The sequence below is a fragment of the Azospirillum canadense genome, assembly GCF_025961225.1.
GTDB lineage: Bacteria > Pseudomonadota > Alphaproteobacteria > Azospirillales > Azospirillaceae > Azospirillum > Azospirillum canadense.
The window spans coordinates 1,190,632-1,214,436 of sequence record NZ_JAOQNG010000007.1; the positions used below are offsets into that span (position 1 = coordinate 1,190,632).

The 23,805-nt window shown below is 66.1% G+C and carries 23 protein-coding genes and 1 pseudogene; 11 read left to right on the forward strand and 13 right to left on the reverse strand.

The genetic code is table 11. From position 1 onward, the window contains the following. Positions 1-591 precede the first annotated feature (591 nt). Entirely contained in the window at positions 592-1,311 is a 720-nt protein-coding gene (locus M2351_RS33155; protein ID WP_264660249.1) for an SDR family NAD(P)-dependent oxidoreductase, read from the forward strand. Positions 1,312-1,337: 26 nt separating this feature from the next. Here M2351_RS33155 and M2351_RS33160 read toward each other — a convergent pair whose 3' ends face one another. Further along, the gene (locus M2351_RS33160) at positions 1,338-1,967 is read right to left on the reverse strand and encodes a CGNR zinc finger domain-containing protein (protein WP_264660250.1); all 630 of its coding nucleotides are present in this window, start codon (positions 1,965-1,967) and stop codon (positions 1,338-1,340) included. Positions 1,968-2,079: 112 nt separating this feature from the next. Continuing rightward, positions 2,080-2,799 (reverse strand): hypothetical protein, encoded by a 720-nt coding sequence (locus M2351_RS33165; protein WP_264660251.1) that lies wholly within the window; start codon positions 2,797-2,799, stop codon positions 2,080-2,082. A 1,194-nt stretch (positions 2,800-3,993) separates the two neighbouring features. Here M2351_RS33165 and M2351_RS33170 point away from each other — a divergent pair. From M2351_RS33170 to M2351_RS33195, 5 genes are all read left to right on the forward strand, one after another. Continuing rightward, positions 3,994-4,230 (forward strand): hypothetical protein, encoded by a 237-nt coding sequence (locus M2351_RS33170; RefSeq protein WP_264660252.1) that lies wholly within the window; start codon positions 3,994-3,996, stop codon positions 4,228-4,230. Positions 4,231-4,713: 483 nt separating this feature from the next. Next, positions 4,714-5,424, forward strand: coding sequence for an SDR family NAD(P)-dependent oxidoreductase (locus M2351_RS33180; protein ID WP_264660253.1), 711 nt, complete (start codon positions 4,714-4,716; stop codon positions 5,422-5,424). Positions 5,425-5,474: 50 nt separating this feature from the next. Next, positions 5,475-5,711, forward strand: coding sequence for a tautomerase family protein (locus M2351_RS33185; RefSeq protein WP_264660254.1), 237 nt, complete (start codon positions 5,475-5,477; stop codon positions 5,709-5,711). 403 nt (positions 5,712-6,114) lie between these two features. Next, positions 6,115-7,050, forward strand: coding sequence for an NmrA family NAD(P)-binding protein (locus M2351_RS33190; RefSeq protein ID WP_264660255.1), 936 nt, complete (start codon positions 6,115-6,117; stop codon positions 7,048-7,050). A gap of 252 nt (positions 7,051-7,302) precedes the next feature. Further along, positions 7,303-8,070: an IS5 family transposase gene (locus M2351_RS33195; protein ID WP_264657561.1), complete on the forward strand. Its 768-nt coding sequence runs from the start codon at positions 7,303-7,305 to the stop codon at positions 8,068-8,070. Between the two features lie 293 nt (positions 8,071-8,363). Here M2351_RS33195 and M2351_RS33200 read toward each other — a convergent pair whose 3' ends face one another. After that, positions 8,364-8,873: a hypothetical protein gene (locus tag M2351_RS33200; protein ID WP_264660256.1), complete on the reverse strand. Its 510-nt coding sequence runs from the start codon at positions 8,871-8,873 to the stop codon at positions 8,364-8,366. A gap of 448 nt (positions 8,874-9,321) precedes the next feature. Further along, positions 9,322-10,521 (reverse strand): IS256 family transposase, encoded by a 1,200-nt coding sequence (locus M2351_RS33205; RefSeq protein WP_264654291.1) that lies wholly within the window; start codon positions 10,519-10,521, stop codon positions 9,322-9,324. 252 nt (positions 10,522-10,773) lie between these two features. Between M2351_RS33205 and M2351_RS33210 the strand changes: the two genes are divergently transcribed. Then, positions 10,774-11,406 (forward strand): TVP38/TMEM64 family protein, encoded by a 633-nt coding sequence (locus tag M2351_RS33210; RefSeq protein ID WP_264660257.1) that lies wholly within the window; start codon positions 10,774-10,776, stop codon positions 11,404-11,406. A gap of 101 nt (positions 11,407-11,507) precedes the next feature. Here the strand turns inward: M2351_RS33210 and M2351_RS33215 are convergent, their stop codons facing one another. Further along, positions 11,508-11,981 carry a type 2 periplasmic-binding domain-containing protein gene (locus M2351_RS33215; protein WP_264660258.1) on the reverse strand — a complete coding sequence of 158 codons (474 nt, stop codon included), beginning with the start codon at positions 11,979-11,981 and terminating at the stop codon, positions 11,508-11,510. 90 nt (positions 11,982-12,071) lie between these two features. Between M2351_RS33215 and M2351_RS33220 the strand changes: the two genes are divergently transcribed. Beyond that, a complete protein-coding gene (locus tag M2351_RS33220; protein WP_264660259.1) occupies positions 12,072-12,503 on the forward strand; it encodes a hypothetical protein in 432 nt (143 codons plus the stop codon). Then, positions 12,500-13,216: an IS6 family transposase gene (locus tag M2351_RS33225; protein WP_264660260.1), complete on the forward strand. Its 717-nt coding sequence runs from the start codon at positions 12,500-12,502 to the stop codon at positions 13,214-13,216. The genes M2351_RS33220 and M2351_RS33225 overlap by 4 nt, the downstream gene beginning before the upstream one ends. A 352-nt stretch (positions 13,217-13,568) precedes the next feature. Here the strand turns inward: M2351_RS33225 and M2351_RS33230 are convergent, their stop codons facing one another. From M2351_RS33230 to M2351_RS33240, 3 genes are all read right to left on the reverse strand, one after another. Continuing rightward, positions 13,569-13,946, reverse strand: coding sequence for a helix-turn-helix domain-containing protein (locus M2351_RS33230; protein WP_264660261.1), 378 nt, complete (start codon positions 13,944-13,946; stop codon positions 13,569-13,571). Then, the gene (locus M2351_RS33235) at positions 13,939-14,208 is read right to left on the reverse strand and encodes a BrnT family toxin (protein WP_264660262.1); all 270 of its coding nucleotides are present in this window, start codon (positions 14,206-14,208) and stop codon (positions 13,939-13,941) included. The genes M2351_RS33230 and M2351_RS33235 overlap by 8 nt, the downstream gene beginning before the upstream one ends. 123 nt (positions 14,209-14,331) lie before the next feature. Next, entirely contained in the window at positions 14,332-15,048 is a 717-nt protein-coding gene (locus M2351_RS33240) for an IS6 family transposase (protein ID WP_264660260.1), read from the reverse strand. 81 nt (positions 15,049-15,129) lie between these two features. On the opposite strand from M2351_RS33240, the pseudogene M2351_RS33245 reads away from it, so the two are divergent. Further along, positions 15,130-15,642, forward strand: a pseudogene (locus M2351_RS33245) (protocatechuate 3,4-dioxygenase); the annotation flags it as partial. A 69-nt stretch (positions 15,643-15,711) separates the two neighbouring features. Here the strand turns inward: M2351_RS33245 and M2351_RS33250 are convergent. From M2351_RS33250 to M2351_RS33265, 4 genes are all read right to left on the reverse strand, one after another. After that, positions 15,712-16,536 (reverse strand): 3'-5' exonuclease, encoded by an 825-nt coding sequence (locus M2351_RS33250; protein WP_264660263.1) that lies wholly within the window; start codon positions 16,534-16,536, stop codon positions 15,712-15,714. A 192-nt stretch (positions 16,537-16,728) separates the two neighbouring features. Then, positions 16,729-17,550: a polysaccharide deacetylase family protein gene (locus tag M2351_RS33255; RefSeq protein WP_264660264.1), complete on the reverse strand. Its 822-nt coding sequence runs from the start codon at positions 17,548-17,550 to the stop codon at positions 16,729-16,731. A 318-nt stretch (positions 17,551-17,868) separates the two neighbouring features. Next, complete coding sequence (locus M2351_RS33260; protein WP_264660265.1) at positions 17,869-18,204, reverse strand: hypothetical protein; 336 nt, start codon at positions 18,202-18,204, stop codon at positions 17,869-17,871. A 99-nt stretch (positions 18,205-18,303) separates the two neighbouring features. Then, entirely contained in the window at positions 18,304-19,992 is a 1,689-nt protein-coding gene (locus M2351_RS33265) for a methyl-accepting chemotaxis protein (protein WP_264660266.1), read from the reverse strand. 974 nt (positions 19,993-20,966) lie between these two features. Here M2351_RS33265 and M2351_RS33270 point away from each other — a divergent pair. Then, positions 20,967-22,121: a PDC sensor domain-containing protein gene (locus tag M2351_RS33270; protein WP_264660267.1), complete on the forward strand. Its 1,155-nt coding sequence runs from the start codon at positions 20,967-20,969 to the stop codon at positions 22,119-22,121. Between the two features lie 22 nt (positions 22,122-22,143). On the opposite strand, the gene tnpC is transcribed toward M2351_RS33270, so the two are convergent. Beyond that, complete coding sequence (gene tnpC / locus M2351_RS33275) at positions 22,144-23,760, reverse strand: IS66 family transposase (RefSeq protein ID WP_406567461.1); 1,617 nt, start codon at positions 23,758-23,760, stop codon at positions 22,144-22,146. Between the last annotated feature and the right edge of the window lie 45 nt (positions 23,761-23,805).

The following is a 23,805-nucleotide window of genomic DNA, read 5'->3' on the forward strand; positions in this document are numbered from 1 at the left end:
TGATATCGTAAAGGGAAACGACCTGACGCAAAGGGCGACTGCCATCGCAATGTGGTGCTGGAGGGATGTGCCGCCTTGGTAGACTGCGTTTTCGCGCTCCAGTCCTATGCGGGGTTCAGCCCCAGACGCTTGAGACCTCCTGTCTCGCCGACGCCCTCGAAGTAACCGTTCATCTGTGAGTTCAGAGGTTATCGGCCGCTGAATAACCTGTCAACACGTTTTTACCAGGTTACTGTCGATTTTTGCGTCTCCCCTCCGCCGCACGACCGACCGGCTGTGAATGCGGCATCCCGAAGCTTTCCCTACGCAGGAAGTCCATCTGCCAACGGAAAGCTTTGGTATCGACTCGATACGACGTAGGATCCTGTCGGCAGCTTGTGTTGATGCTGCTTCCGCGCGTTCCTCCTGATGCGCTCCTCCCAGACTAGGGTCGCTGTCGCCCCCGACGGTGGCCCATCCTTTCCGCGGGCGATTCCGCCGAATGGAATGGCTTCTCGCGCAGGAGCCGACAGGCGCGCCTCGCGCGGAACGCCCGTATGGCGCACACCGCCAGCCGGTTGGAGGGCCAGCCGGTTGAACAGGAGAACTCCCATGGGCAGCGGCAGGAACGAACGGGCGATCGTCTTCGGCGTCGGGCCGGGCTTGGGCCTGGCGCTCGTGCGACGGCTCGCGGGCGAGGGCATGGCGGTCGCGATGGTGGCGCGCGATGTCGGTAAGCTGGAGCGCCTGCGCGACGCGGCGGGGCTTCAGGGCGTGACGGCCCATGCGTGCGACGTGTCGAAGGGGGACGAGGTCGCCGCCGTGTTCGGGGCCGCGTTCGACGCCATCGGCGCCGCGCCGGATCTCGTCGTGTTCAACGCCAGCACGTTCGAGCCGGCCGGCATCCTCGACATCGATCCCGCCGCTTTCGAGCGGTGCTGGCGCATCGACTGCCTGGGCGGATTCCATGTCGGCCAGCAGGCGGCCCGGCGCATGGTGCCGGAAGGGCGGGGCACGATCCTTTTCACCGGCGCGACCGCGAGCCTGCGCGGCAGCGCGCGCCTGGCCAAGTTCGCGGTCGCAAAATTCGGCCTCCGGGCGCTTGCCCAGTGCATGGCGCGGGAATTGGGGCCGCAGGGCATCCATGTCGGCCATGTCGTGATCGACGGCCAGATCGCGACGCCCACCGCGCGCAAACGCCAACCGGACCGCGACCCGGACACGATGCTTGACCCCGACGCCCTTGCGGAGACCTATGTGCACCTTCACCGCCAGCCGCGCACCGTCTGGACTCTGGAGCTGGACGTACGGCCCGCGGTGGAGAAATTCTGATCCCTATCGACGACGCCCGTGGGCCGCTAGACGGCCTTGGCGCGGGCGCGGTGCGCGGCGGCCTTGGCCCGGTTGCCGCAGACGGCCATACTGCACCAACGGCGCTTGTGGGCCTTGGTCCGGTCCAGGAACAGGAGCGTGCAGGTCGGCCCTTCGCAATTTCGCACCAAGCCGAGATCTTCTTCCGTCAGGAGCCTCGCGATGGACGAGGCGATCGGCTGCAGCGTTTGCTCGGCACTCGCCCACCGGTTCACGCGCCTCAACTGCAGCCCATGAGCGCCGTCGCCGGACTGGCCTGTGATGCGCGCAAAGCTGTTGTCCTTGGCCAGGACGTCGTTCAGCGGCCCGAGGTCGCTCTCATGGACGTGGGGATGAGCCTGCGCCGCAAGCGTCAGGACGATCTGGCGGAACCAGTCCCGAAGTCGGCGCGCCTGCCCGGCGACGGCATCCAGGTCGTCGGCAGGCATCCCTTGGAGCCGAGCCGCGTCTTCGGCGTCGATCGCGCCGGCCTTGAGCAGCCACAGGACGAAGCCGTGCCCGTCCCGCAGGCAGTCGGTCGAGGCATCGCGAGGATTCTCGATGCTGTTCAGGAAATCCATCGCAAGATGATCGCCAACCAGGATAGGATCCGGGTAATGGCCGACGTTCACGCTCATCAGATGCCTACGACTTTGGATGGGACGGTGTTCGTAACCGTTAAAATATGCGTTTTTGGGTTATCTTTCAAGAGTGGCCGTCGGCCGACCGCACAGAAAAGCATGCGCCCCGTCAACCCACGCTGACGTCGTCGAGGTCGATCCAGACATAGGTCCGGTCGCGATCCGGACGGCCATCGGCGCACCGGGGGTGGGCCCGCCGTTTCGTCGGAAAGGTGAAGCCGTCGGCCTGCACCCTGTCGTGGACATATTGGGCGGCCGGAAAGCCTCCGGAGATGTCGACCTGATAATCGTGGCGGCGCAGCAGGAAATCCGGTCCGAAGTAGAAGTCCTGCACCGGGCAGTGGCTTTCGATCTTGGCCGGGAAGGTCACCCGCAGCACGCGCCAGGTTTCATCGCCTTCCCGCCAGGGGGCGATCTCCTCGACGCCGACCTTGGGCAAAGCCATCAGAAAAGGCGTGTTCAGATAGGTCCACATGGCGTAGCCGCTGAAGTAGGATCGGTGGAGAGGATCCCACGGGGTGTCCAGCGCGTGGTTGGCGAAGGCGGCGCGTGGATGATCACGTTCGGCGACGATGCGGCCATCGCCCGCTTCGATCATGCAACGCTCCGGCGTGAAGGTCATGCGCCAATCGGGTTTGCCGTAAGGGGCCACGCTCGCCCATTCGCGATGGATGGCGGCGACGACGCGGCGGCGTGTTGAATCAGCCTCGATCCCCTTCATGCCCCACAGCTCGCCACCCGACACCATCGTCGCGTTGACGGTCTTGAAGGAGTTCCAGCGGTCGAGCCCGCCGTGCGCGGCCAGGACCTTGTGCAGTAGGTCGGTCATCGTCGTCTCCCCAGGGTTGCACGGGGCGCGGGGTCCGGCGGCAAGGCCTGTCGGTCCCCCCAACCTCCCGCCGTCCACAAGACCTGAACAGCCACCGATGCCCCCCGGCACAGCGGCCGCGTCACACCGACGGCGGGCGCTTCGCCGCCGTGCGGCGCCGGTACTCCACCACCGGCACCCCGCCCTGGCCCCAGTTCTCCAGGGGCTGCACAGTGCGCTCGAAAATTGGCTCTTCCGCATTCTCGATACTGCTGGCGAATTCCTGAGCGGCGTTTCGGGGAGCTTCACAGGGCGAAAAATCATGTCCCGAAACGTTGGGTCTGATAGGGTCCTTGGAGTTCACGGAGCAAGCCGTCGAATTCGCCAGCAGTATCATTCTCGGTGCACAACTCTGAGAGCTTTAAGCTGCAGCGAGCACCCGCTGACGCAAGAGGTCGAATTTCGCCCGACCGTGCATCTGGCGTTTTACCAGCTTGAGTTTGGTGATCCGCCCTTCCACTGGACCGGTGCTCCACCCCAGGGACAGGGCGGTCACCGGCAACACGCTTCAGGCAGCTCGGGGCCGACGGGCAACTCCGGCTGTCGATTACGACGTCGCTGGGTTCTGCCACACCGCCGCAGGCCAGCCGCCAAGTCCGGCGCAGCCGGTCGAGCAAGCGCCGCCACAACCTGAGCCGCGTCCAGCGGGCATCATTCAATCCCTGCTCACCACCGGCTGCATCGTCATTATCGCCAACAGGCGCGTCGCTTTAGGACAACCGCCTCAAAATTGATGAGGCTCTTGGCCCCAAAGACTCTTGGCCCTAAAGACTCTCGGCACCCAAGGCTCTTGGCAATTCCAAGCGCATAACCAGGTTGAACAGGGCGGCGGCGGCCGGCGCCATACTTTCCGGTCCCGTCTGGATGAGATGTTTCAGCCTGGATGAGCTGTATCATCAACGAGGCGATGATCGTACCCTGAGGCTCTGGCTCCCGGTTTTTCATGCTTGGCAACAAGGGCGAACGGTATTAAGGGCAACACAGTCGCGGGAACCTCCACGGCGGGGGCAGCCCAGCGACAAAAGCCAAATTTCCAGACCTCAGGTTACGCATCCGGCTCGCGAGGATAGAGGACAGATCGAACTTACCGTGACAGCGGGGGCGTCTTACCTGTGCGGTCATGTTCATTTTGGCATCACGGCGGCGCTCCACGGCGTGATCACGCTCAAGAGCAGACGAGCCAAGCAAACCAGCTTCGACAGCTCCCAGATCCTGTGCATGAACGAAGCTTTGGCCGTCGAGGTTCGCATCGTCCATGCCAACACGGAGGAGGATGCCGTGCACCTGACCGACGTCTCCCCATTCCTCGTCGAAGATAAGCTGAAGCGTTTGGGCGCCAACTACGAAAGGGCGGCGACTGGGCTGATTTCACCGTTGTCGACGGGCGGCTGATCACTGGCCAAAACCCGTCCTCATCAGCCTCGGCTGCTCGGGAGTTGCTGCTGCTCGGGAGTTGCTCAAGCTTCAACGGGGCGAGGCTCCCACGTTCCGACGAAGCTCGCGGTGCCTTCACCTGATGGCTGCTCGCCGCCGGGGTGATGCGCGGTTCCTGCGCGGCACGGACGAAGCGGAGATGGCGGGCGGCGGCTTCGAAGGCGTGGAACCCGCTGAGGGGCAGCTACGGTCGCGACATCGACAAATTCCTTTTGCCGATCTGCTGAGGAAAGCTCGTTTGTCCTTTTATGCGTCCTAGCGCATCGTCTTATGGGAAAGCGGGGCGCACAAACGGCAAGGAGCGCCGGTCGGAAGTCTCGGCTTCAGCAAGAAATTCTCACGTTTCTGCCTACGCTAACGGGCGTGGGACGACCCGCGGCACCTCGGGTGGAGGTGGCGGGCCGCCCATCCACTCACCCTGTTCAAATTCGAGGATCCATCATGAGCACGCAGACGGTTGCGCTGATCACCGGCGCGTCGCAGGGCATCGGGGCTGGTCTGGTGGCGGGCTTCCGCCAGCGCGGCTTCGCCGTCGTCGCCACCTCGCGCTCCATCCAGCCGAGCGGCGACCCGAACGTCCTGGCCGTCGGCGGCGACATCGCCGACCCGGACACCGCCAAGCGCGTCGTCGCGGCCGCCCGCGAGCGCTTCGGCCACATCGACACGCTGGTCAACAACGCCGGCATCTTCGTCGCCAAGCCCTTCACCGAATACACCGCGGCCGATTTCGCGGCGGTCATGGCCACCAACGTGGCCGGCTTCTTCCACGTCTCCCAGCTGGCCGCCGCGCAGATGCTGACCCAGGGCAGCGGGCACATCGTCAACATCACGACCACGCTGGTCGACCAGCCCCTGGCCGGCGTGCCGGCGGCGCTGGCCTCCCTGTCGAAGGGCGGCCTGGACGCGGTGGTCCGCTCGCTTGCCATCGAATACGCCGGCAAGGGGATCCGCGTGAACGCGGTGTCGCCGGGCATCATCAAGACGCCGATGCACACGCCGGAGACGCACGAGTTCCTGTCCGCCCTGCACCCGGTCGGCCACATGGGTTCGATCCAGGACATCGTGGACGCGGTCCTCTACCTCGACGGGGCGGGCTTCGTCACCGGCGAGACGCTGCACGTCGACGGCGGCCAGCACGCCGGCCGCTGGTAGGAGCCCCTGGCAGCCGCCGACAGGCACCCCGAACGCAAAGGAAAGCTCCAATGCCCTACGTGAACATCCAGATCACCCGCGAGGGTGCGACCCCCGGCGAGACCGCCGCGACGCCGGAGCAGAAGGCCGCCCTGATCAAGGGCGTCAGCGATCTGCTGTACGAGGTGCTGAACAAGCCCCACGAGGCCACCTTCGTGGTGATCGACGAGGTGCCCCTGGAGAACTGGGGCCAGGGCGGGGTGCCGGTGGTGGAGTACCGGCGCCGGACGGCGACCAAAACCACCTGAACCGACCACCGCCCTGGCCGCGGGGCACCAAAAACGGCTCAGCTCGCTGCGGCTTTGAGAGCGGGCCGACTGCCCTCGATCGCACGCTGATCCCACAGCGGCCCCGCTTCGGGATGAGCAGACCGCTCGCGTCCGAGCATTGCGCGACACGGAAGCTTGTCTTGCAAAGAGACGGCATACAAACGGCAGGCGCGCGCATTTCGATTGCGGTCGCAGGCGTGAACCCCGAGCGCGAGGCCTCGCGCGGCTATCGGCGGGGAGCGGATCGTCGAAGTCCGGGAGTCCCGCCGCACGTCCGGCGAGCACCCGCCCCGTTGCCAGGGTCCGTCACGGGCGTCCGGAGTGCGCCCCGAACCTTCGAAAGCCGGCCAAACACTGCGCCCGCAACGACGAGGAAAGCGCTATGACGACATCGTCTGCCCATGACCGCCCAATCCTCGTGACCGGAGCCGCCGGCAGCATCGGTGCCATCGGCCGCACGCTCACGGCAATGCTGCTCGCCAACGGGCATAAGGTGCGTGCCTTGGTGCGGCGGGAGGACGAACGCTCGGAAGACCTGCAACGGCTTGGTGCCGAGGTCGTGCAGGGCGACCTGACCGACTTGACCGCGATGCACCGCGCCATCGAAGGGTGCGCGCGCCTCTATTTCGGAATGTCGGTTTCGGAGGCCTATCTGGAAGCCACCGTCAACACCGCCGCGGTGGCGCGCCACCACGGCGTCGAGGCCTTCGTGAACATGTCGCAGATGACGGTCACGCAGATGGGCATCACCGAGACCACCAACAGCCCGCAGCACAAGCTGCACTGGCTTGCGGAGCAGGCCTTGGCGTGGTCGGGGCTGCCCGTCGTCACGATGCGGCCGACGGTCTTCCTGGAAGGCTTCTTTCTGCGTCTCGCCGCGGCCGGCGTACGAGACGGCGACGAGTTGGCGTTGCCGCTCGGCCGCGGCAGGACCTCGCCGATCTCGGCGGTCGATGTGGCGCGCGCTGTATCCGTGATCCTCGACGACCCGAGGCCACACATCGGTCACGTCTACAATCTGACCGGCTATGAGTCGGCCGATCTGGACCACTACGCGCGCGTCTTTTCCGAGGCCCTCGGCCGACCAATCCATTACCGCAACGTGCCTCTCGCGGGATGGGTCGACGGCCTTCGGCAGGCGGGGGTGCCGATGCATCTCGTCAACCACCTCACCGCGATGGCCGATCTGCATGCGCAGGGCCGGTACGATCGCATGACGGACGACCTGATCACGCTCACGGGCAAGGCGCCGACGAGCATGTTCGATTTCGTGAAACTCCACGCCGCCGAATTCACGAGGAGCAACGCCACGGCGTGACGCGGAGGTCGCTCGCCGTCCCCCCTCCGCTGACCTCGGCGCTGGGAGATGCGGCGTTGATGCTGGCGGCGATGGAAAACGAAAGTCTGTTCATCGCCGTTCAGCCCTGCATGCCGACGAGCGGACGCCTGAACCAATCGTCGGCCCGCGACGCCTCGTCTAAGGCCCGGTTTCCAGAACTCTCCGAGGTCAGCTGCGAGCGTGATCAAGTAACCGCATGCCGGTTCCCGTGCCTTTGGCATGGGAGCGGACATGCGCGCGCAGGCGGTAGAGCTGGTGGCTGGCATCATCGACCGGATCGAGCCCCGGCACCCCGGTCCGGGGCGCCCCCCGGTGCCGACGGCGGAGGTGATCCGGACGCTCGGCTTCTTTGTGCGCGAGGGTGTCCAATGGCGGGAGTTGAAGGCTGCGGACGGACGCGCCTCGGGCTCCACCCTGCGCCGCCGCCTGGACGAGTGGCACACCACGGCGTTGCTGCGCCGTGTCCATGCCGTCCTCATCCGCATGGCGCGCTCCGGCCCCGACGCCGCCGCATGGGACGTCGTGGTGGACAGCTGCTCGGTGCGGGCCAAGCGGGGCGGCGAGTTGACCGGGGCGAACCCGACCGACCGCGGTAAGCCCGGGACCAAGTACCACGTGGTCGTCTCGACCGATGGCCTGCCGCTGGCGGTCGTCCCTTCGCCCGCCAATGTGCATGACACCAAGCTCTTTCCGGATCTGCTGCGCCTGGCCCAGGTTGTCTGCGCCGCCATCAGCAGGCTCTACGCGGACGCGGGTTACGACAGCGCCGATAACCGCTGGCTCTGCTTGCGCGACGGCATCCAGCCGCACATCCGCAAGATCGGCGAGCCCCACGGCTCGGGGCTCGGCAAAGTCCGCTGCGTCGTCGAGCACGGCTGCGCTTGGCTGCTCGCAAACAAACGCCTAGATCGACGGCAGGACAGGTTGGGGCGGATCATACTCGCGCTGCTCACCGCCGCGGCGATCTTCATCGTCGCCAACCGCCTCAGCGCATTCTGAAAACCGTCCCTAACTCTTCGCCGTAGGGCGAAAAGCGACCGCCCCGGAGTAAACCGGCGGCCTCGACTCGCCGAAGAACATACAGGCTCCCTCGGGAACCATAACCCTGGAGCAAGATCCCCGAGCGTTATCGATGCTTTGGCCGACCATCAGAACCAAGCTGTTATCAGCTCGGCGGTCCCTCTCACTGTCCAGCACATCGCACGGGAGAAGAAGAGAGACACCATCGCCACGGGTGCCGCGACCTGGGCGCTGACTGGCGCCGCCTGTTCATCGAATGGCGTGCATTGGCGCTACGTCCTGACGTTCTTACAAAAGCGCTTGCGGACGTGAACCGAGACGACGTGCGCCAGCACGGCCAGGAACACGGCCGTGCCGACGCCCCAGGCGCCATTGACGAGCAGGCCGGTCAGCATGCCCGCCATCCGCCATCCGCCACCGACCGGCATCCCCTTGAGCGGCAGGACCACGAACCAGCCCACCAGGGTTGGGGCGATGGCGCCGAAGAGAAAGGAGGCGGCAAGCCCGCGCAAGACGCCGCGTGGAAACCATCGTTGCACCATCGCGAACACGCAGCCCCACAGGCCACCCCAGAAGGCCGCGGACAGGACGGCCGGCACCCCAAACGGAGCGGTCGGGGTGAGGCGCCAGGGTGCTCCGGCCGCAGCTTCGGCGAGATGCAAGACACCGAGCGTCGCCTGATGGAAACTCAGGACGGACAGGGCTCCGGCCAGGAAGCCCAGAGCCAACGTGTGGTGCCAGACGGGCTTCACGCGAGGAAGGGTGTTGGTCGCCTGCTGCATCGCTCGTCACGTGTTTTCGACTCATTATATCGGCTGCGGCGCTGATCCGCAGCCGAGCAAACGGAGCTGAGTTGCGGATCGCGCCTGGGTGGGCAGTGAGTGCCACCGCCCACAAACAGGCGGTGACCACCAGAGCACCGACCAGGGCGGCGCCCACGCGAGCGTCATAGGAGCCGAACGCCTGCCACAGCGGCGCACTGAAGGACAGGTGCGGCCACCTTGGCCACCATCGCCGCCGTCCCAATCGCCCCATTGATCGCGCCATAGACCTTGCGGATCAGCCTTTCCGGCACGCCCAGTCCGCGCACCATGGCCATGCCGGCCGATGGGCAACTTTCCCCGATAGGAAGTCTTGCGCACATGCGCCTCTGCACGGATGTTGGATCGTGCCCCGAGGCGTGGTGTCTGAGGGGGCCTCTGTGCTCTTCGGCGGGTTGAGGCCGCCGGTCTACTCCGCTGCGATGGACAGCGGATCAGGGGTGTGAGGGTGGCACAGCTCGGCCAGGCTTTCCATGGTCATGTAGCGCCGGGCCACCGCCCATTCATCATGCTGCTCCAGCAGCAAGGCGCCGACGAGGCGCACAACCGCCCCTTCGCCAGGGAAGATGCCGACGACGTTGGTGCGCCGCTTGATCTCGCCATTCAGCCGCTCCAGAGGATTCGTGCTGTGCAATTTGGTGCGCAGGTCCTTGGGGTACTTCATGTAGGCCAGCACGTCGAACTCCGCCTCGTCCATCAGCGCCGCCAGCTTGGAAAAGCGCGGCCGCAGGCTGTCGGCCACCCGGCGCCACTGCTCATGCGCCGCCTCAGCGGTCTCCTGGGCAAAGGCGGTGCGAATGGTGGCCGCGACCATCGTCTGGTGCGCCTTGCCGACGCAGGCGAGGAGATTCCTCATGCAATGAACACGACAGCGTTGAAGTGTGGCGCCCAGCACCTTGGAAGCGGCGGCCTTCAGCCCGAGATGCGCATCGGCGATCACCAGCTTTACGCCGCGTAGGCCCCGGCGGGTGAGGGTGCGCAGGAAATCGGTCCAGAAGGTCTCGGCTTCCGACAGCCCGAGGCCGAGCCCCAGCACCTCGCGCCGGCCATCGCTGTTGACGCCGATGGCCAGTATGGCGGCGAGCGAGACGATGCGGCCGTCCTGGCGCACTTTCACGTAGGTCGCATCCAGCCACACAAAGGGCCAGTCGCCTTCCAGCGGCCGGTTCAGGAACGCCTGCACGCGCTCGTCGATGTCCTGGCACAGGCGGCTGACCTGGCTCTTGGAGATGCCGGTCATGCCCATCGCCTTGACCAGATCATCGACGTTGCGCGTCGAGATGCCCTGCACGTAGGCCTCCTGAATCACCGCGATTAGCGCCTTCTCCGCGGTGCGGCGCGGCTCCAGGAAGGCCGGGAAGTAGGAGCCGCGCCGCAGCTTGGGGATGCGCAGGTCGATGGCCCCGGCGCGCGTCTCCCAGGTCCGCTCCCGGTAGCCGTTGCGCTTGGTCTGGCGGTCCTCGCTGCGTTCGCCATACCCGGCGCCGCACAGGCTCTCCACCTCCAGCTCCATCAGGCGCTGGGCGGCGAAGCCGACCATCTCGCGCAGAAAGTCGGCATCGGCGCTCTTCCCAATCAGCTCCTGAAGAGCGATCCTGTCCTCGGTCATCGTGGTCTCCGTCTTGGTTGATGGTCGTTAAGCAACCTCAACTTAGCCGAAGAACACGGTGACCGCCGCTCCCGAACGGCCGGCCCGCCTGCGCCAGCTATGGGGGAGCGCTCCGGCGGGCCAGCCTCACGCCTCAGACACCACGCGGTGGGACGCGATCGGATGTTGGATTGGCATCGGAGTATTCTGTTCCCGACGATGACGGATGGAGCGGCACGAGTGTGGCGCCGGCACGCCTGGAGGCAAACGGCCTTGGCGATCGGCCTGCTGGCGGTTCTGGTCGGCGGGGGCGTCATCGTCGTGCTGAACGGGAGTTCGGTCGCCCTATCGCCCGGCGATCTGGTTGCGCTGCTCCGTTCCTGGGGGGCCTGGGGCGTTCTGCTCTCGGTTGGGCTGATGATCCTGCATTCGTTTGTGCCCTTTCCAGCCGAACTTCTGTCTGTGGCGAACGGGATGGTTTACGGCGCGGTCGGGGGCGCGGTGGTGACCTGGGGCGGCGCCATGCTCGGTGCGTGGGCGGCTTTCGGCTCAGCGCGCATCCTTGGCCGTCCCTGGGTGCACCGGGTGCTGGCCGAGCATCATTGGCGGGTGCTGGACGACTGGTCCGGGCGGCAGGGGTGGCGGGCGCTGTTGATCGCGCGCCTGATCCCGGTGATCGCCTTCAATCTCGTCAATTACGCCGCGGGGCTGACCGCGGTGTCCTGGTGGACGTTCACCTGGGCCACGGCGGTCGGCATCGTGCCGATGACGGTGCTCACGGCGGTGATGGGCGACCGTATGCTTGACGGGAACGTCTGGGCCTGGGCAGCGCTCGGCGTCGCCATCCTGCTGCTCGGAGCCGGTGCGTGGTGGCGCCGCTTATCCCGCACGCGCACAGAAGCCTGACACCGTTGCGCACGTCGCCCCCTTTCAACATGGCGGTACGGGACCGCAGTCCCATGACGGCCCCCGCGATCAAACACCAAACCGGAGCGCGCTGAGTTTCTCTATTCGCCGAGCGGCGGCGCGTACATCAAGCCGCCCTGGGTCCACAGTGCGTTCAGCCCCCGCTCCATGCCGAGCCGAGTACCTTTTCCTAGATTGCGGTCGTAGATTTCGCCGTAGTTGCCGACCTGGCTGACCACGCGCCAGCCCCAAGCATCGTCCAAGTCGAGGCCCCGGCCCAAGCCGGGGATCACGCCGAGCAGTCTGCGAACCTCCTCGTTCCCAGAGGTCTTCAGCGCCTCGGCATTGGTGGCGGTGAGGCCCTCCTCCTCCGCCAACACGGTGCTCAGGACGACCCAGCGCACAACATCGAACCAGCGCTTGTCGTCGTTGCGGATGATCGGACCGAGCGGCTCTTTGGAGAGGAGTTCAGGGAAGATGACGTAATCGGCGCTGTTCGGCGCGTTGTACAGGCGCGTGCCCCGCGGCCAGATGTGATCATCGGTGATGAGGCCACACTGGTGCGTGAAGAACATGTGCAGCCCGCCGTTGGATGAGCGCGGTTGTCGGACTTGAAAAAGGCGAAGTGATCAAGCAAGCCGCATCTCCAAGGAGAGCCCGCCGCCATGCCCGCCCCGCCCGCCGCCGATCACGCCGCCGACCGCGCCTTTGCCCTCGTCCGCTCCGTCGCCGTGGACCGCGCCGCCGACGGCGCGCGCATCCGCTCCGGCCTGCTCGACGACCTTGTCCTGCCCGGCGCCCACACGTCCGAGCAGCTCGTCGAGATCGAGCGCCTCGTCAAGGCCGCCGCCCGCACCGTCGCCGCCCGCTACAGCGCCAACACCGAACGCGCCTACCGCGCCGCCTGGCGCCGCTACGAGGCCTGGGCCGGCCGCCTCGGCTTCGCCCCGCTCGGCGCCGACCCGCGCGTCGTCGGCCTCTACCTCGCCCAGGCCGCCGAGACCCTGGCGCTGCCCACCCTCAAGGTGCACCTGTCCGGGCACCGTCAAGTCCACGGTGGCGGGGTGGAAGGGGTGCGGGTATATGATTTGCCATGACGACGCCCCGTGATCCCCGCTATGCCGGCTACCGCTTCCCCGCCGAGGTCATCGCGACGGCGGTGTGGCTCTACTTCCGGTTTCCATTGAGCCTGCGGATGGTGGAGGAGATGCTGGCGGCGCGGGGTATTGTCGTCAGCCACGAGACGGTCCGGCAGTGGGGCCTGAAGTTCGGCCGCGAGATCGCGGATCGGTTGCGCCGGCGGGCGCCACGCCGGGGCGATAAATGGCACCTCGACGAGGTCGTCCTGACCATCGCCGGCAAGAAGCAGTATCTATGGCGGGCAGTCGACCGCGACGGCTACGTGCTTGATGTCCTAGTCCAGAGCCGGCGTGATGCCAAAGCCGCCAAGCGCTTGCTGCGCAAGCTGCTGAAGAAGCAGGGCTGGGCGCCCCGTGTGATTGTCACGGACAAGCTGAAGTCGTACGCCGCGGCCAAGCGGGCCGTCATACCCGGCGTCGAGCACCGGCAGCACAAGGGCATCAACAACCGGGCCGAGAACTCGCACCAACCAACCCGTCGGCGCGAGAGGCAGATGAAGCGCTTCAAGTCGCCCCGGCAGGTGCAGCGCTTTCTGTCCATCCACGACCCGATCGCCAATCTCTTCCACCTCCGCCGCGACCACCGCTCCGCCTCCGACTACCGCGCCGCCCGCGCCCAGGCCTTCACCACCTGGGCTGAAGTCGCCGGCGCGCCGCTGGTCGCCGCGTGATCACTCGCTCCCTGGTGTCCCTCGGCAAACTGTGTCCTCCTGAATCGCCAGCCTCAACGAGTTGACGGTGCGCTGGCTTCAAGTGGAGACTGACCCGGCCGGCGGGGCTGCCGCGACCCGCCACCGGAAGAAGCGAAAAGTGCGACCGCCCCGTGATTTTGGCCAGGACGGGCGCGATGTCTGGGAGTAGTACGCTCTGGCGCCGGGGGCGCCGCACCGCTCCACAATGCGCCTTCTGAACGTGGTGCTTTGTGCCTGGGGAGCTGGGCCGCGACGCTCCGTCTCCCCGGCTGCCAGCTTGGGCAAAAGCGCTGCCTGAAGGCGGCCTGGTCAGCAGGGAAGGGAAAGGCGGTCAGGCGGCGACAGCGCGCACCGCGTCGGCCACCATATCGGGGGCTTGGTCGATCAGCCGCAACAGCACGCGGGCTTGCGCGTCGGGCTGCTTGCGCCCCTGTTCCCAATCGCGCACCGCACCGACCGAGAACCCGAAGCGGGCGGCGAATTCGGCTTGCGTCAGATCGAGCTTGGCGCGGATCGCCCGCACGGCCACGCCGCCGGACGGGTGCACCACCCGCAGCGCTTCCGGCGGCGCGTCGCCGAGGTCCACTGCGTCGGGGTTGGCGGCGATCTGGCGCGCAATGTCGTCGTCGGTCATCGCGTCAATGGCTTTCCAGTCCACCGCCGCCAGGGCGGCCTGGGCCGCCGGTGAGAGCTTGGTCGTGTCAGCCATAGCGGCGTTCCTCGCGTTTGTTGGCTCTGCGAAAGGAAATGATCCAGCGGGTGCGCCCGTCGTCCCGCCACGTGTACACGCATTGAAACAGGCGGCCGTTGATGCGGCCGTAGGCCTGGATGCGGACTTCGACGTAATCGTGGCGGGTGTCTGTCACTTCCTGCACCGGGCCGGTGAACAGGACTTCCGCCAGTTCGAACGGCACCCCGTGGTTGGCGAGGTTCAGGGCGGCTTTGACAGGATCCCAACGGTGCGTGATCACGAGATGAAATATACGGCCGGGCCGCAGTGATGTCGAGGGAGAACCTGTGGACGCACCGTCAACTCGTTGAGGCTGGCGATTCAGGAGGACACAGTTTGCCGAGGGACACCAGGGAGCGAGTGATCACGCGGCGACCAGCGGCGCGCCGGCGACTTCAGCCCAGGTGGTGAAGGCCTGGGCGCGGGCGGCGCGGTAGTCGGAGGCGGAGCGGTGGTCGCGGCGGAGGTGGAAGAGATTGGCGATCGGGTCGTGGATGGACAGAAAGCGCTGCACCTGCCGGGGCGACTTGAAGCGCTTCATCTGCCTCTCGCGCCGACGGGTTGGTTGGTGCGAGTTCTCGGCCCGGTTGTTGATGCCCTTGTGCTGCCGGTGCTCGACGCCGGGTATGACGGCCCGCTTGGCCGCGGCGTACGACTTCAGCTTGTCCGTGACAATCACACGGGGCGCCCAGCCCTGCTTCTTCAGCAGCTTGCGCAGCAAGCGCTTGGCGGCTTTGGCATCACGCCGGCTCTGGACTAGGACATCAAGCACGTAGCCGTCGCGGTCGACTGCCCGCCATAGATACTGCTTCTTGCCGGCGATGGTCAGGACGACCTCGTCGAGGTGCCATTTATCGCCCCGGCGTGGCGCCCGCCGGCGCAACCGATCCGCGATCTCGCGGCCGAACTTCAGGCCCCACTGCCGGACCGTCTCGTGGCTGACGACAATACCCCGCGCCGCCAGCATCTCCTCCACCATCCGCAGGCTCAATGGAAACCGGAAGTAGAGCCACACCGCCGTCGCGATGACCTCGGCGGGGAAGCGGTAGCCGGCATAGCGGGGATCACGGGGCGTCGTCATGGCAAATCATATACCCGCACCCCTTCCACCCCGCCACCGTGGACTTGACGGTGCCCCGGCCAGACCAAAAGCCCGTTCTACACGACCAGCTTCCCCTTGGACATTGACCACGACCTCGTTCAGGTCCACGGGGCGGCGGCCCAGGCGTTGGGCACGGTCGCCCACATCGGGGGCCGGATCCGCGACCGCACCGGGCGGCCGGTCTCCGGTGCGGTGGTCGAAATCTGGCAATGCGACGGACAGGGGATCTACCGGCACCCACGGGCGCCGGGCCACGAGCGGTTCGACGGCAACTTCCAGGGCTACGGCCGGACGGTGGTTGATTCGGGCGGGGCCTATCGGTTCCGGACGCTCAAGCCGGTGCCCTATCTCGGTCGCACGCCGCACATCCATTACGCGGTGATCGTGCCCGGTGCCGGACGGTTCGTGACGCAGATGTACGTCGCGGGGGAGCCGCTGAACGCCTATGACGGCCTGCTGAACGGCATCCGCGATCCGCAGGCGCGCCGCAGCGTGATCGTCCCATTGATCGCGGCGGACGTCGTCGAGGTGGGTGCGCTCCGGAGCACTTTCGACATCGTCCTCACCCTCTGATCCACTCCGGGGGCCCGGTCTCCGCCCTCCACGACGCCGGCCGGTCCCATCCGCTCAACCAGCACCGCGTCAGAGAACATGCTCGCTCGACAGATGCGGCGGCTCCGCAGCCAGAGTCGGGCGCGGCACGGACACGTGCATCGGGGCGGGCCGCGTCGAGGCCTGCCACCGGTCGAGAAAGACCCCCAGGTGGGGGCGGGTTGCCCGCTCGCGGACCAGGCACTCCACGAGGCTGTCGACGCTGGCGTTGTGCCCGGCCGGGTCGGTGCGCCCGGTGAGCAGCGCCCAGCGGACATAGGCGGCGTACAGGGTTAGGACATCGGACTCGCAATAGGCTCGCACCTTCTCCAGCTCGCCGCGCGCCATCATGTCGGCCACCTCGCTGCCGTGGCCGCCGATCTTGCCGGGCAAGCCGATCAGGTCGGCGATGTCCTGCAGGCCGATGCGCTGGCTGGCGCCGTAGTCGGCGATCTGCTCCATGAGGTCGCAGTTGAAGTCGGGCTGGTAGCGCTGGGTGTAGCCGGTCCACTTGTCGCCGGTCTGGAACCACGCCGGCACGGGGACGCCGTAGACCATCGCGCGCAGGCGCAGCACCGGCAAGTCGAAGCCGCGCCCGTTCCAGGTCACCACGCGCGGTAGCGTCCGGGCGAAGTGCTTCCAGAAGCCACGGATTAGTCGCTCCTCGTCGTAGTCGAGGTCGCCGCCGGACCGGCACTCAATGACCCGATAGTGCTCCACCCCGGACGAGCGGTCGATCGCCGCCTCGACGAAACTGATCGCGACGATCTGGTGGCAGTGCGGCGGCGGGAACTTCTCCGCCGGCCAGTTCGCCGGGAGGATCTGGCGGTCCGGCATCGTCTCGATGTCGAGGCAGAGCAGCGTGTCGTGGTGCATGGGACTTCCAGGGTGCAGCGGCGCCATGCTCTTCAATCGATTGAGGGAGCACAACGGACAAATGACCGATCCGCGTTCTGCGGACATGGCGCTGCATGGACGGCAGACCGTGACGTTCACCACCAGCAAGGCGACGTCTCACCGGTTCAGCGGGCACGGGGGGCACAGTGGTTGGCAAGGCTGCCATCGCCATTAACGGGGCAGCGGCCGGGTGCCGTGAATTGCCGAATGGTTGGCGGCGCTGCTCAACGTCAACGGTACCGCGCAGGCTTGCATGGCTTTCCGCCATTCGGTCATCGTTACAAACCGGAACCCCTGTCGCATCCCTTCATCGACAATGGTTGGCAAAGCGCGGACGGACTCGGGCTTGGTGCTGTGCATCAGGATGACCGCACCAGGCCTCAGGCGCTCCATCACGCGCTGGTGAATCGCGCCGGCGCTCAGACCCTTCCAATCCTGGGAGTCAATGGTCCACAGCACCGTCTGCATGCCGCAGTCGTGCGCCTCCCGTACGACCGTCTCGTCGAAATCACCGTAGGGCGGCCGGAACCAAGTCGGCCGCACACCGATGTTGCCGAACTCCTCCATGGCCGTTTCCAGGTTGCGGAGCTGTGCCGCCGGCGGGATGTCTGTCATCATTGGGTGGTCGTGGGTGTGGCAGCCGACCTCGTTGCCCGAGGCGGCGACATGGCTGGCGACGTCGCGGTGTGCGGACAGCTTGCCGCTGATGCAGAAGAACGTCGCTTTGGCGTTCCGTTGGCGCAGGAGCTCCAAGATGCGGAGGTCGTTCGGGTCAGGCCCGTCGTCGATGGTCAGCGCGATCACCCGGGCGGCGGGGTTGGCACGGTCGACCGTCGTCAAGTCGAGCGTGTCGCCGGGAAGCAAGTGCTCCGTTGCAAAGGGAGCGGTGCCGTGCGTGGCGGCGTAGCTGCGATGTTTCGTGGCGGCGCAGGCTGGACGCGCCGCCAGCAGCGCCACAGGTGCACCGAGCACAAAGCGGCGGCTGAGTGTCATCACCGTAGCCATCCACAAACGGAATCAGTGCAATAATCCACAGAGCCCATTGTGCCTGGACAATGTTAATCATGTCTAAATGCAAACCATCATCAGGAATGGCCTGCGGCCGACTCTCCGGAGACTGTCGCATCGGACGTCCACGCTCTGCACTGTCGATCGGCATTCGGTATCTGTTCGTGGACGTCACGGGCGGGCTACCTGGGTAACGACCCGTTTCAGCCGCCTGAAAAGGATTGAGGGCTTCTTTTTGGATCAGCGCCTGACCTCAACCGCTTAAAACGTGCAAAGCCGAGCCGAGAGAACGAGCATCGGTGGCTAATCAGGCCCTTTTTGCGTTCCAAGACGCGCCGCGTCGCGCAGGATTGCAGTGGTGGCGTGCTGCACCTTATCCATCAGTGTTTGGGTTGTTGCCAGTACAGATGAACACCCAGGATGCGTCGGATCGAGCGTCCTCATGATTCGGGCTGTCGTTTCCCAAAAGTGGATCAACTCGGAGAGGCCCGGGTGCGGATAGGTCGCGGCGAACGTCGTCAGGGTGGCAATGACCGTCTCGGCGGCCTGCAGGATGGTGGCCCGTTGCGCGGCAAATTCCTCAAGCTGCGCGGCGGCAACGGCAGCGCGGCGCTCCTGAATGCGAGGATGCATGTGCATAATGGCGGCGTTCCTGGAAAGGGAGAGAGGAGAGAGAGGGGCCGCGCATCACCGCAACACATCCCCTTCATCGCAACGGGCTCGACCGGATCGGGCTGGTCAAGCCGCTTTGACGTTTGTGAGGAAGCCCTCGACCTCAGTGCTCAGGCGCGCCGACTGGTCGGCCAGGTGCTGGGCGACATCCCGCACCTCGCCGGCGGCCTGGCCCGTCTCCCCGGCGGCGCGGGTGACGCCGGCGATGGTGCTGGTCACCGCCTGAGTGCCCTGGGCGGCTTCCTGCACGTTGCGGCTGATCTCCTTGGTCGCCGCGGCCTGCTCCTCCACCGCTGAGGCGATGGTCGCGGAGATCTGGCTGATTTCGGTGATCACGCGGCTGATCTCCCCGATGGCGCCCACCGCCTCGCGCGTGGCGGCCTGGATGGAGCCGATCTGCTGGGTGATCTCCTCCGTCGCCTTGGCCGTCTGGTTGGCTAAGCTCTTCACCTCGCTCGCCACCACCGCGAAACCCTTGCCGGCCTCCCCGGCGCGCGCCGCCTCAATGGTGGCGTTCAGCGCCAGTAGGTTGGTCTGCCCGGCGATGCTGTTGATCAGGTCGACCACCTGCCCAATCCGCTGCGCGCCCTCGGCCAGACCGGAGACCACGCTGTTCGCCCGACCAGCGCCGGCCACGGCACGTTCGGCCACTTGGGAGGACTGGGCGACTTGGCGGCCAATCTCGCCAATTGACGCGGCCAGTTCCTCGGCCGCCGAGGCGACGGTCTGGACGTTGGCGCTCGCCTGTTCGGAGGCGGACGCGACCGTGGTGCTCTGCTGGTTAGTCGCTTCGGCCGTCTGGGTCAGTGCGCCGGCCGCCTGCTGCATCTGGGTGGCCGCGCCGGTCAGGCTCTGCACCACGCCGGTGATCGTGCCCTCGAAGCCACGCATCAGCTCGTCCAGGCGCTGGACGCGGCGGGCCTTCGCCTCCTCCTCGGCCCGTTGGGCGGCGGCGAGGCGGTCGGCCTCGATGGCGTTGCGCTTGAAGACCTCGACCGCGTCGGCCATGGCGCCGATCTCGTCGCCGCGACCAACGCCGGGGATCGCCACCGTCTTGTCGCCGCCCGCCATCCTGGTCATGCAGGCGGTCAGGGCGATCACGCCGCCGCCGATGGCGCGGCTGAGCAGAAGCCCCATCAGGACAGCCACCGCCAGCGTCAGCAGGCCGCCGACGATGATCGTGGTGTAAGCGGTGTTGAAGGCCGCCTCCTGGTCCGCGTGGCGCGTGTCAAGCAGGCCGCGCTCGGCGCTGTCGATTTCGTGCACCAGCTTGCGGATGCCGTCCATAGAGACTTTGCCTGCTCCTTTGGCCTCCATCATCCAGGCATCACCCTGGCGCCCCTCCGAGCCTTGCATGAGTGCAATCTCCGCCTCGGCAACGTCCTTGCGCCACTTCTGAGCGTGACCATTCAACTCGTTGAGCCGGCGCTGCTGGTTCGGGTTATCTGCGGTCAACCGCTTGACGGCGGCGAAGGCCTTCTCGTAGGCCTCAATTCCCTGTTTGTAGGGCTGGAGAAAGGACTGCTCGCTGGTCACCAGATAGCCGCGCAGGCCGGTTTCCTGGTCAACCATCGCCGCCATAACGCGATTGATTTCGTCCAACACCTCGTAGGTGTGGGTGGTCCAGCCGTTGCTGGTCTGGATGAAGCCCAGCGTGCGAAAGCTCATGACGCTGACCACCGCCGCCACCAAGACGATGGCGGCGAAGGCGACGGCCTGCTTGCGCGCGATGCGGAGGTTGATGAACCAAGCCATGTCTGTGTTCTGCTCCCGAAGTCGGCCAAGGAGCGACAGGCGCGCGTCAGAGCGATTTCTGGCTGCGTGCAACACCCAGGCATCGTTGCCGACGGCCAGCCGTCCTTTTGGCGGTGACGTATACGTCATAACCGACAGTATGGATCCTGCTCGAGGCGAATTAATTTCGGATTCATTGGAAATTTGTTGCGCCTTTGGGCAACCGGTGAGGATACGGCTCGCCGCAGCGTGGTGCAGGAATGCGGGATTGGCGGCGGCCTACGGATCGGCGTGGAAGCCATGGCCCGTTGAGGCCTGCCACCACCGTCGCCCGATGCCGTTCAGACACCACGCTGCGCACCGCCACCAAGTCCCTCGCGCCACATACCGTGTGAGGAATTGGGCGGCCGATGAGGCCAGTCTGCGCCAGCGTAGCAGCCTGACGATCTGGTTCAGTGAGGAGGCCATCCAGGCCTGGCGTCCGGCTCTGCCGTGCGGGCGCGCACGGCTTCCAATGAGAAGAGGGGACGACGTGAGCGGTGGCCGGCCGCGAGACAAACCAGCAAGCGTTGTACGGAGCCGTCCGACCGTTCCGCCGATCGACCCGGCACCTCGGCCAGGATCGGCGCGCCAAAGTGCAGCAATCAGGCAGATTCTGTTGAACCGCCAAGCACCAACAGTCCCGGTGCCGGAACGCATGCTCCGGATTATCCAAAAACGCACTGGGTCTGGGTGGCGCTGACCATCCGTGGCCGTCGCTCAAACACCCTGCCGCAACATTATATCGGCTTTCTGATGTCCAACGAAGCCGACGCCAGATCAGTGGTTTCCCATTGAAATATGTCTGGGAAAGGCTTTGCATACGAGTTTCTGGGCGCTCTGGGGCAGCGATTGGCCCTGGGGTGCCAAGTTGGCATATTCGAAAGCCGTAGGGCCTCGCCCTTTTCGAAAGCGGGGCTCGACCACCATACCAGTCGAGAACGACTGGAGGGGCAATGAAGCTGAACCTGCGGTTCACGCTGCTGTGCGCCATCTTGGTGTTGATGGTGTGCTCCCTTGCGGCCGTTTCCCTCGTTGCCCTCACTCGACACCGCACAATGGCCAAACTGGTTGGGGAGCGCGCGATCGAACAGGCGACCAACGACGTCGCCTTTCGGGTGACTCGCTTTCTCGAAAATGGTCCCGCGGCCCTCAGCCGGATCAAGCATGTCATCGAGCGTCGCGGCATTGCGCTGATGGACGCCGAGCGGATGACCGACTACTTGGTGGCGGAGGCACAGGCCAGTCCGGCTCTGACATGGGTCAGCGTTAGCGACGCCGCGACAGGGAGCTTCCTCGGAATCACCCGGCGCGATGGCAAGCTCATCCTCAACCGTTCGGTTCCAACGCTCAACAACGGCATTGCCCGCGAATGGGAACTCCAGGCTGACAGCACCTGGATGCCGCTGACATCCGGACCAGGGGTGCCGTATGATCCGCGACGGAAACCCTGGTTTGCATTGGGGATGGGCACCGACGGCCCACGCTGGACGGACCCTTATGAATTTGCGGAAGGGCTGGCGGGCATTTCGGTGGTGATTGGCTTGAACGATGCGGGAACCCATCACCCCGCAGGCGTCGCGACGGCCGACTTTCATTTGCGTGAAATAGAACTGTTCCTAAGTGAACTTCGTGTCGAGCGTGAAGGACGAGTCGTGGTCATGGCTCCTTTGTCCACAGGCGGATACCTTGTGTTTGGTGTCCTGTCGGCCCTTCCGGCGAACATGCAATCCGTGCTTCCGGTGGTGACCGAACGTGCTCTCAGCCCCACGGCCCAGCCCGAGCATCGAGACGGCAAACCCGACGTCCTGTTCCGGGACACGATTGGTGGAGTCATCGTCGACGGGCGTGCGCTTGCGATTCCCGGCGGTTTGGTGTGGCGCTTGGTGGTGCTGCTGCCGAGCGCAGACGTGGAAGCGCCGATCGCAGCGGCAACGACGGCGGTGTTCATTGTGGTTTGCATTTTCCTGCTGGTTGGAATTGCGGCCGCGGCCTGGATGGCTCACGCGATATCCCGTCCCATCCGTCTGATGAGCCAGGACCTGGTCGACATTGGTGAGTTGCGCTTCTCGCGTCCTGCGCCGCCACGCTCCTTTATCGGTGAAATGTAAGCGGTGTGACAGGGCCACGGGGTCAGGCGTTGGCCGCTGAGCCGTAGGTTTCCTTCCAGGCCCATGGCAAGAGGGAGGGAAGATCGGGCGTCTTCACCGCGCCTGACACGATCCGCTCCAGAATGTCCCGCAAGTACGCGAAGGGCTCCAGATCGTTGAGCCGTGCGGTCTGGAGGAGTGATGCGATGATTGCCCAGCTGTGCGCCCCGGCTTCCGATCCGGCGAAGAGGTGGTTCTTCCGGCCCAACGCGATGGGCCGCATCGCGCGTTCCACCGTGTTGGTATCCAGGTCGATCCGGCCGTCATCAAGAAAGGCGATCAGCCCCTCCCAATGCCGCAGGGTGTAGCGGATCGCCTCGGCCAGGGCCGACTTGCTCGACACGCGACCAAGCTGCGCCTCCAACCAGAGTTTGAGCGCCTCCACCTGGGGGCGGCTCGTCTCCTGGCGAACCCGCCGGCGCTCGTCGGGCGGGCGGCCGCGGATCGTCTCCTCGATGGCATACAAGGCGGCGATCCGCCGCAGCGCTTCGCCGGCCAGCGGCGAGCCGGTCGCCTGGTGAAACTCGTAAAAGCGCCTCCGCGCGTGCGCCCAGCAAAAAGCCAGCCTGACCGTTCCGGCCTCGCGCGTGCCGCTCAGCCGCGTGAAGCCGCGATAGCCGTCCACCTGCAGAACCCCGGTGAAGCCGCTCAGGTGGGTGGCGGGATGAACGCCCTTGCGATCCGCGCTGTAGACGTAGACGACCGCCGGGGGATGCGCGCCGGCCCACGGGCGATCATCGCGGGCATACGCCCACAGCCGCCCGGTTTTGGTTTTGCCCGTGCCAGGCGCCAGCACCGGTACGGGCGTGTCATCAGCGAAAATCCTGGTCGATCTCAGCACCGAGCCACGCAGCTGTTCCCACAAGGGGCGCAACCACCAGCCCGCCCGCCCCACCCAGTCGGCCAGCGTCGAGCGATCCAACGCGAGGCCCTGGCGGGCCATGATCTGGCTCTGCCGGTACAACGGCAGGTGATCGAGGAACTTCGACACCAAGACGTGGGCGACCAGCGCCTCGGTGGCCAAGCCGCCGGTGAGGACGCGATCGGGAGCGGGCGCCTGCACCACAGCCCCCTCACACCGGCGGCAGCCGTAGCGCGGGCGCCGGATCACCTTCACGCGGAATTGCGCCGGGATCACGTCGAGCATTTCGGAGACGTCGGCGCCGATCTCATGCAAGGTCCCGCCGCAGCAGGGGCAGCTCTTCTCGGCGATGTCGAGCAGAACCTCGACGCGCGGCAGGTGGGCGGGCAGCGCACCGCGATTGCGTCGTGGCGGGGGCCGGACGGCCGCCGTGCCGGTGCCCGGCTTGGCCGCGGCGTCCTCCTGGGCGGCCTGCGCCGCCGCCACCGCCTGCTCCAAGTCCTCCAGAGCCAGCTGCAATTGGTCCGGGTCGAGCCGCTCGGAGCGCCGCCCGAATTGCATCCGCTGCAGCTGTTTGATCAGCAATCGCAGCCGCTCGATCTCCGCTGCATGCAGGTCACGTTCAATTTTGATCGCCTGGAGCGCGGCATTTTGCTGCTCAACCATTTCCGCCATGTCGCGCAGCATCTGCGTCAGCAGCGCGGGGTCTTGGGGCAGATTGGTGAGATCCAGCGTCATGCCACCATTTTACTGGAGAGCAACCGGCGAAACGAGGGTTCGTGC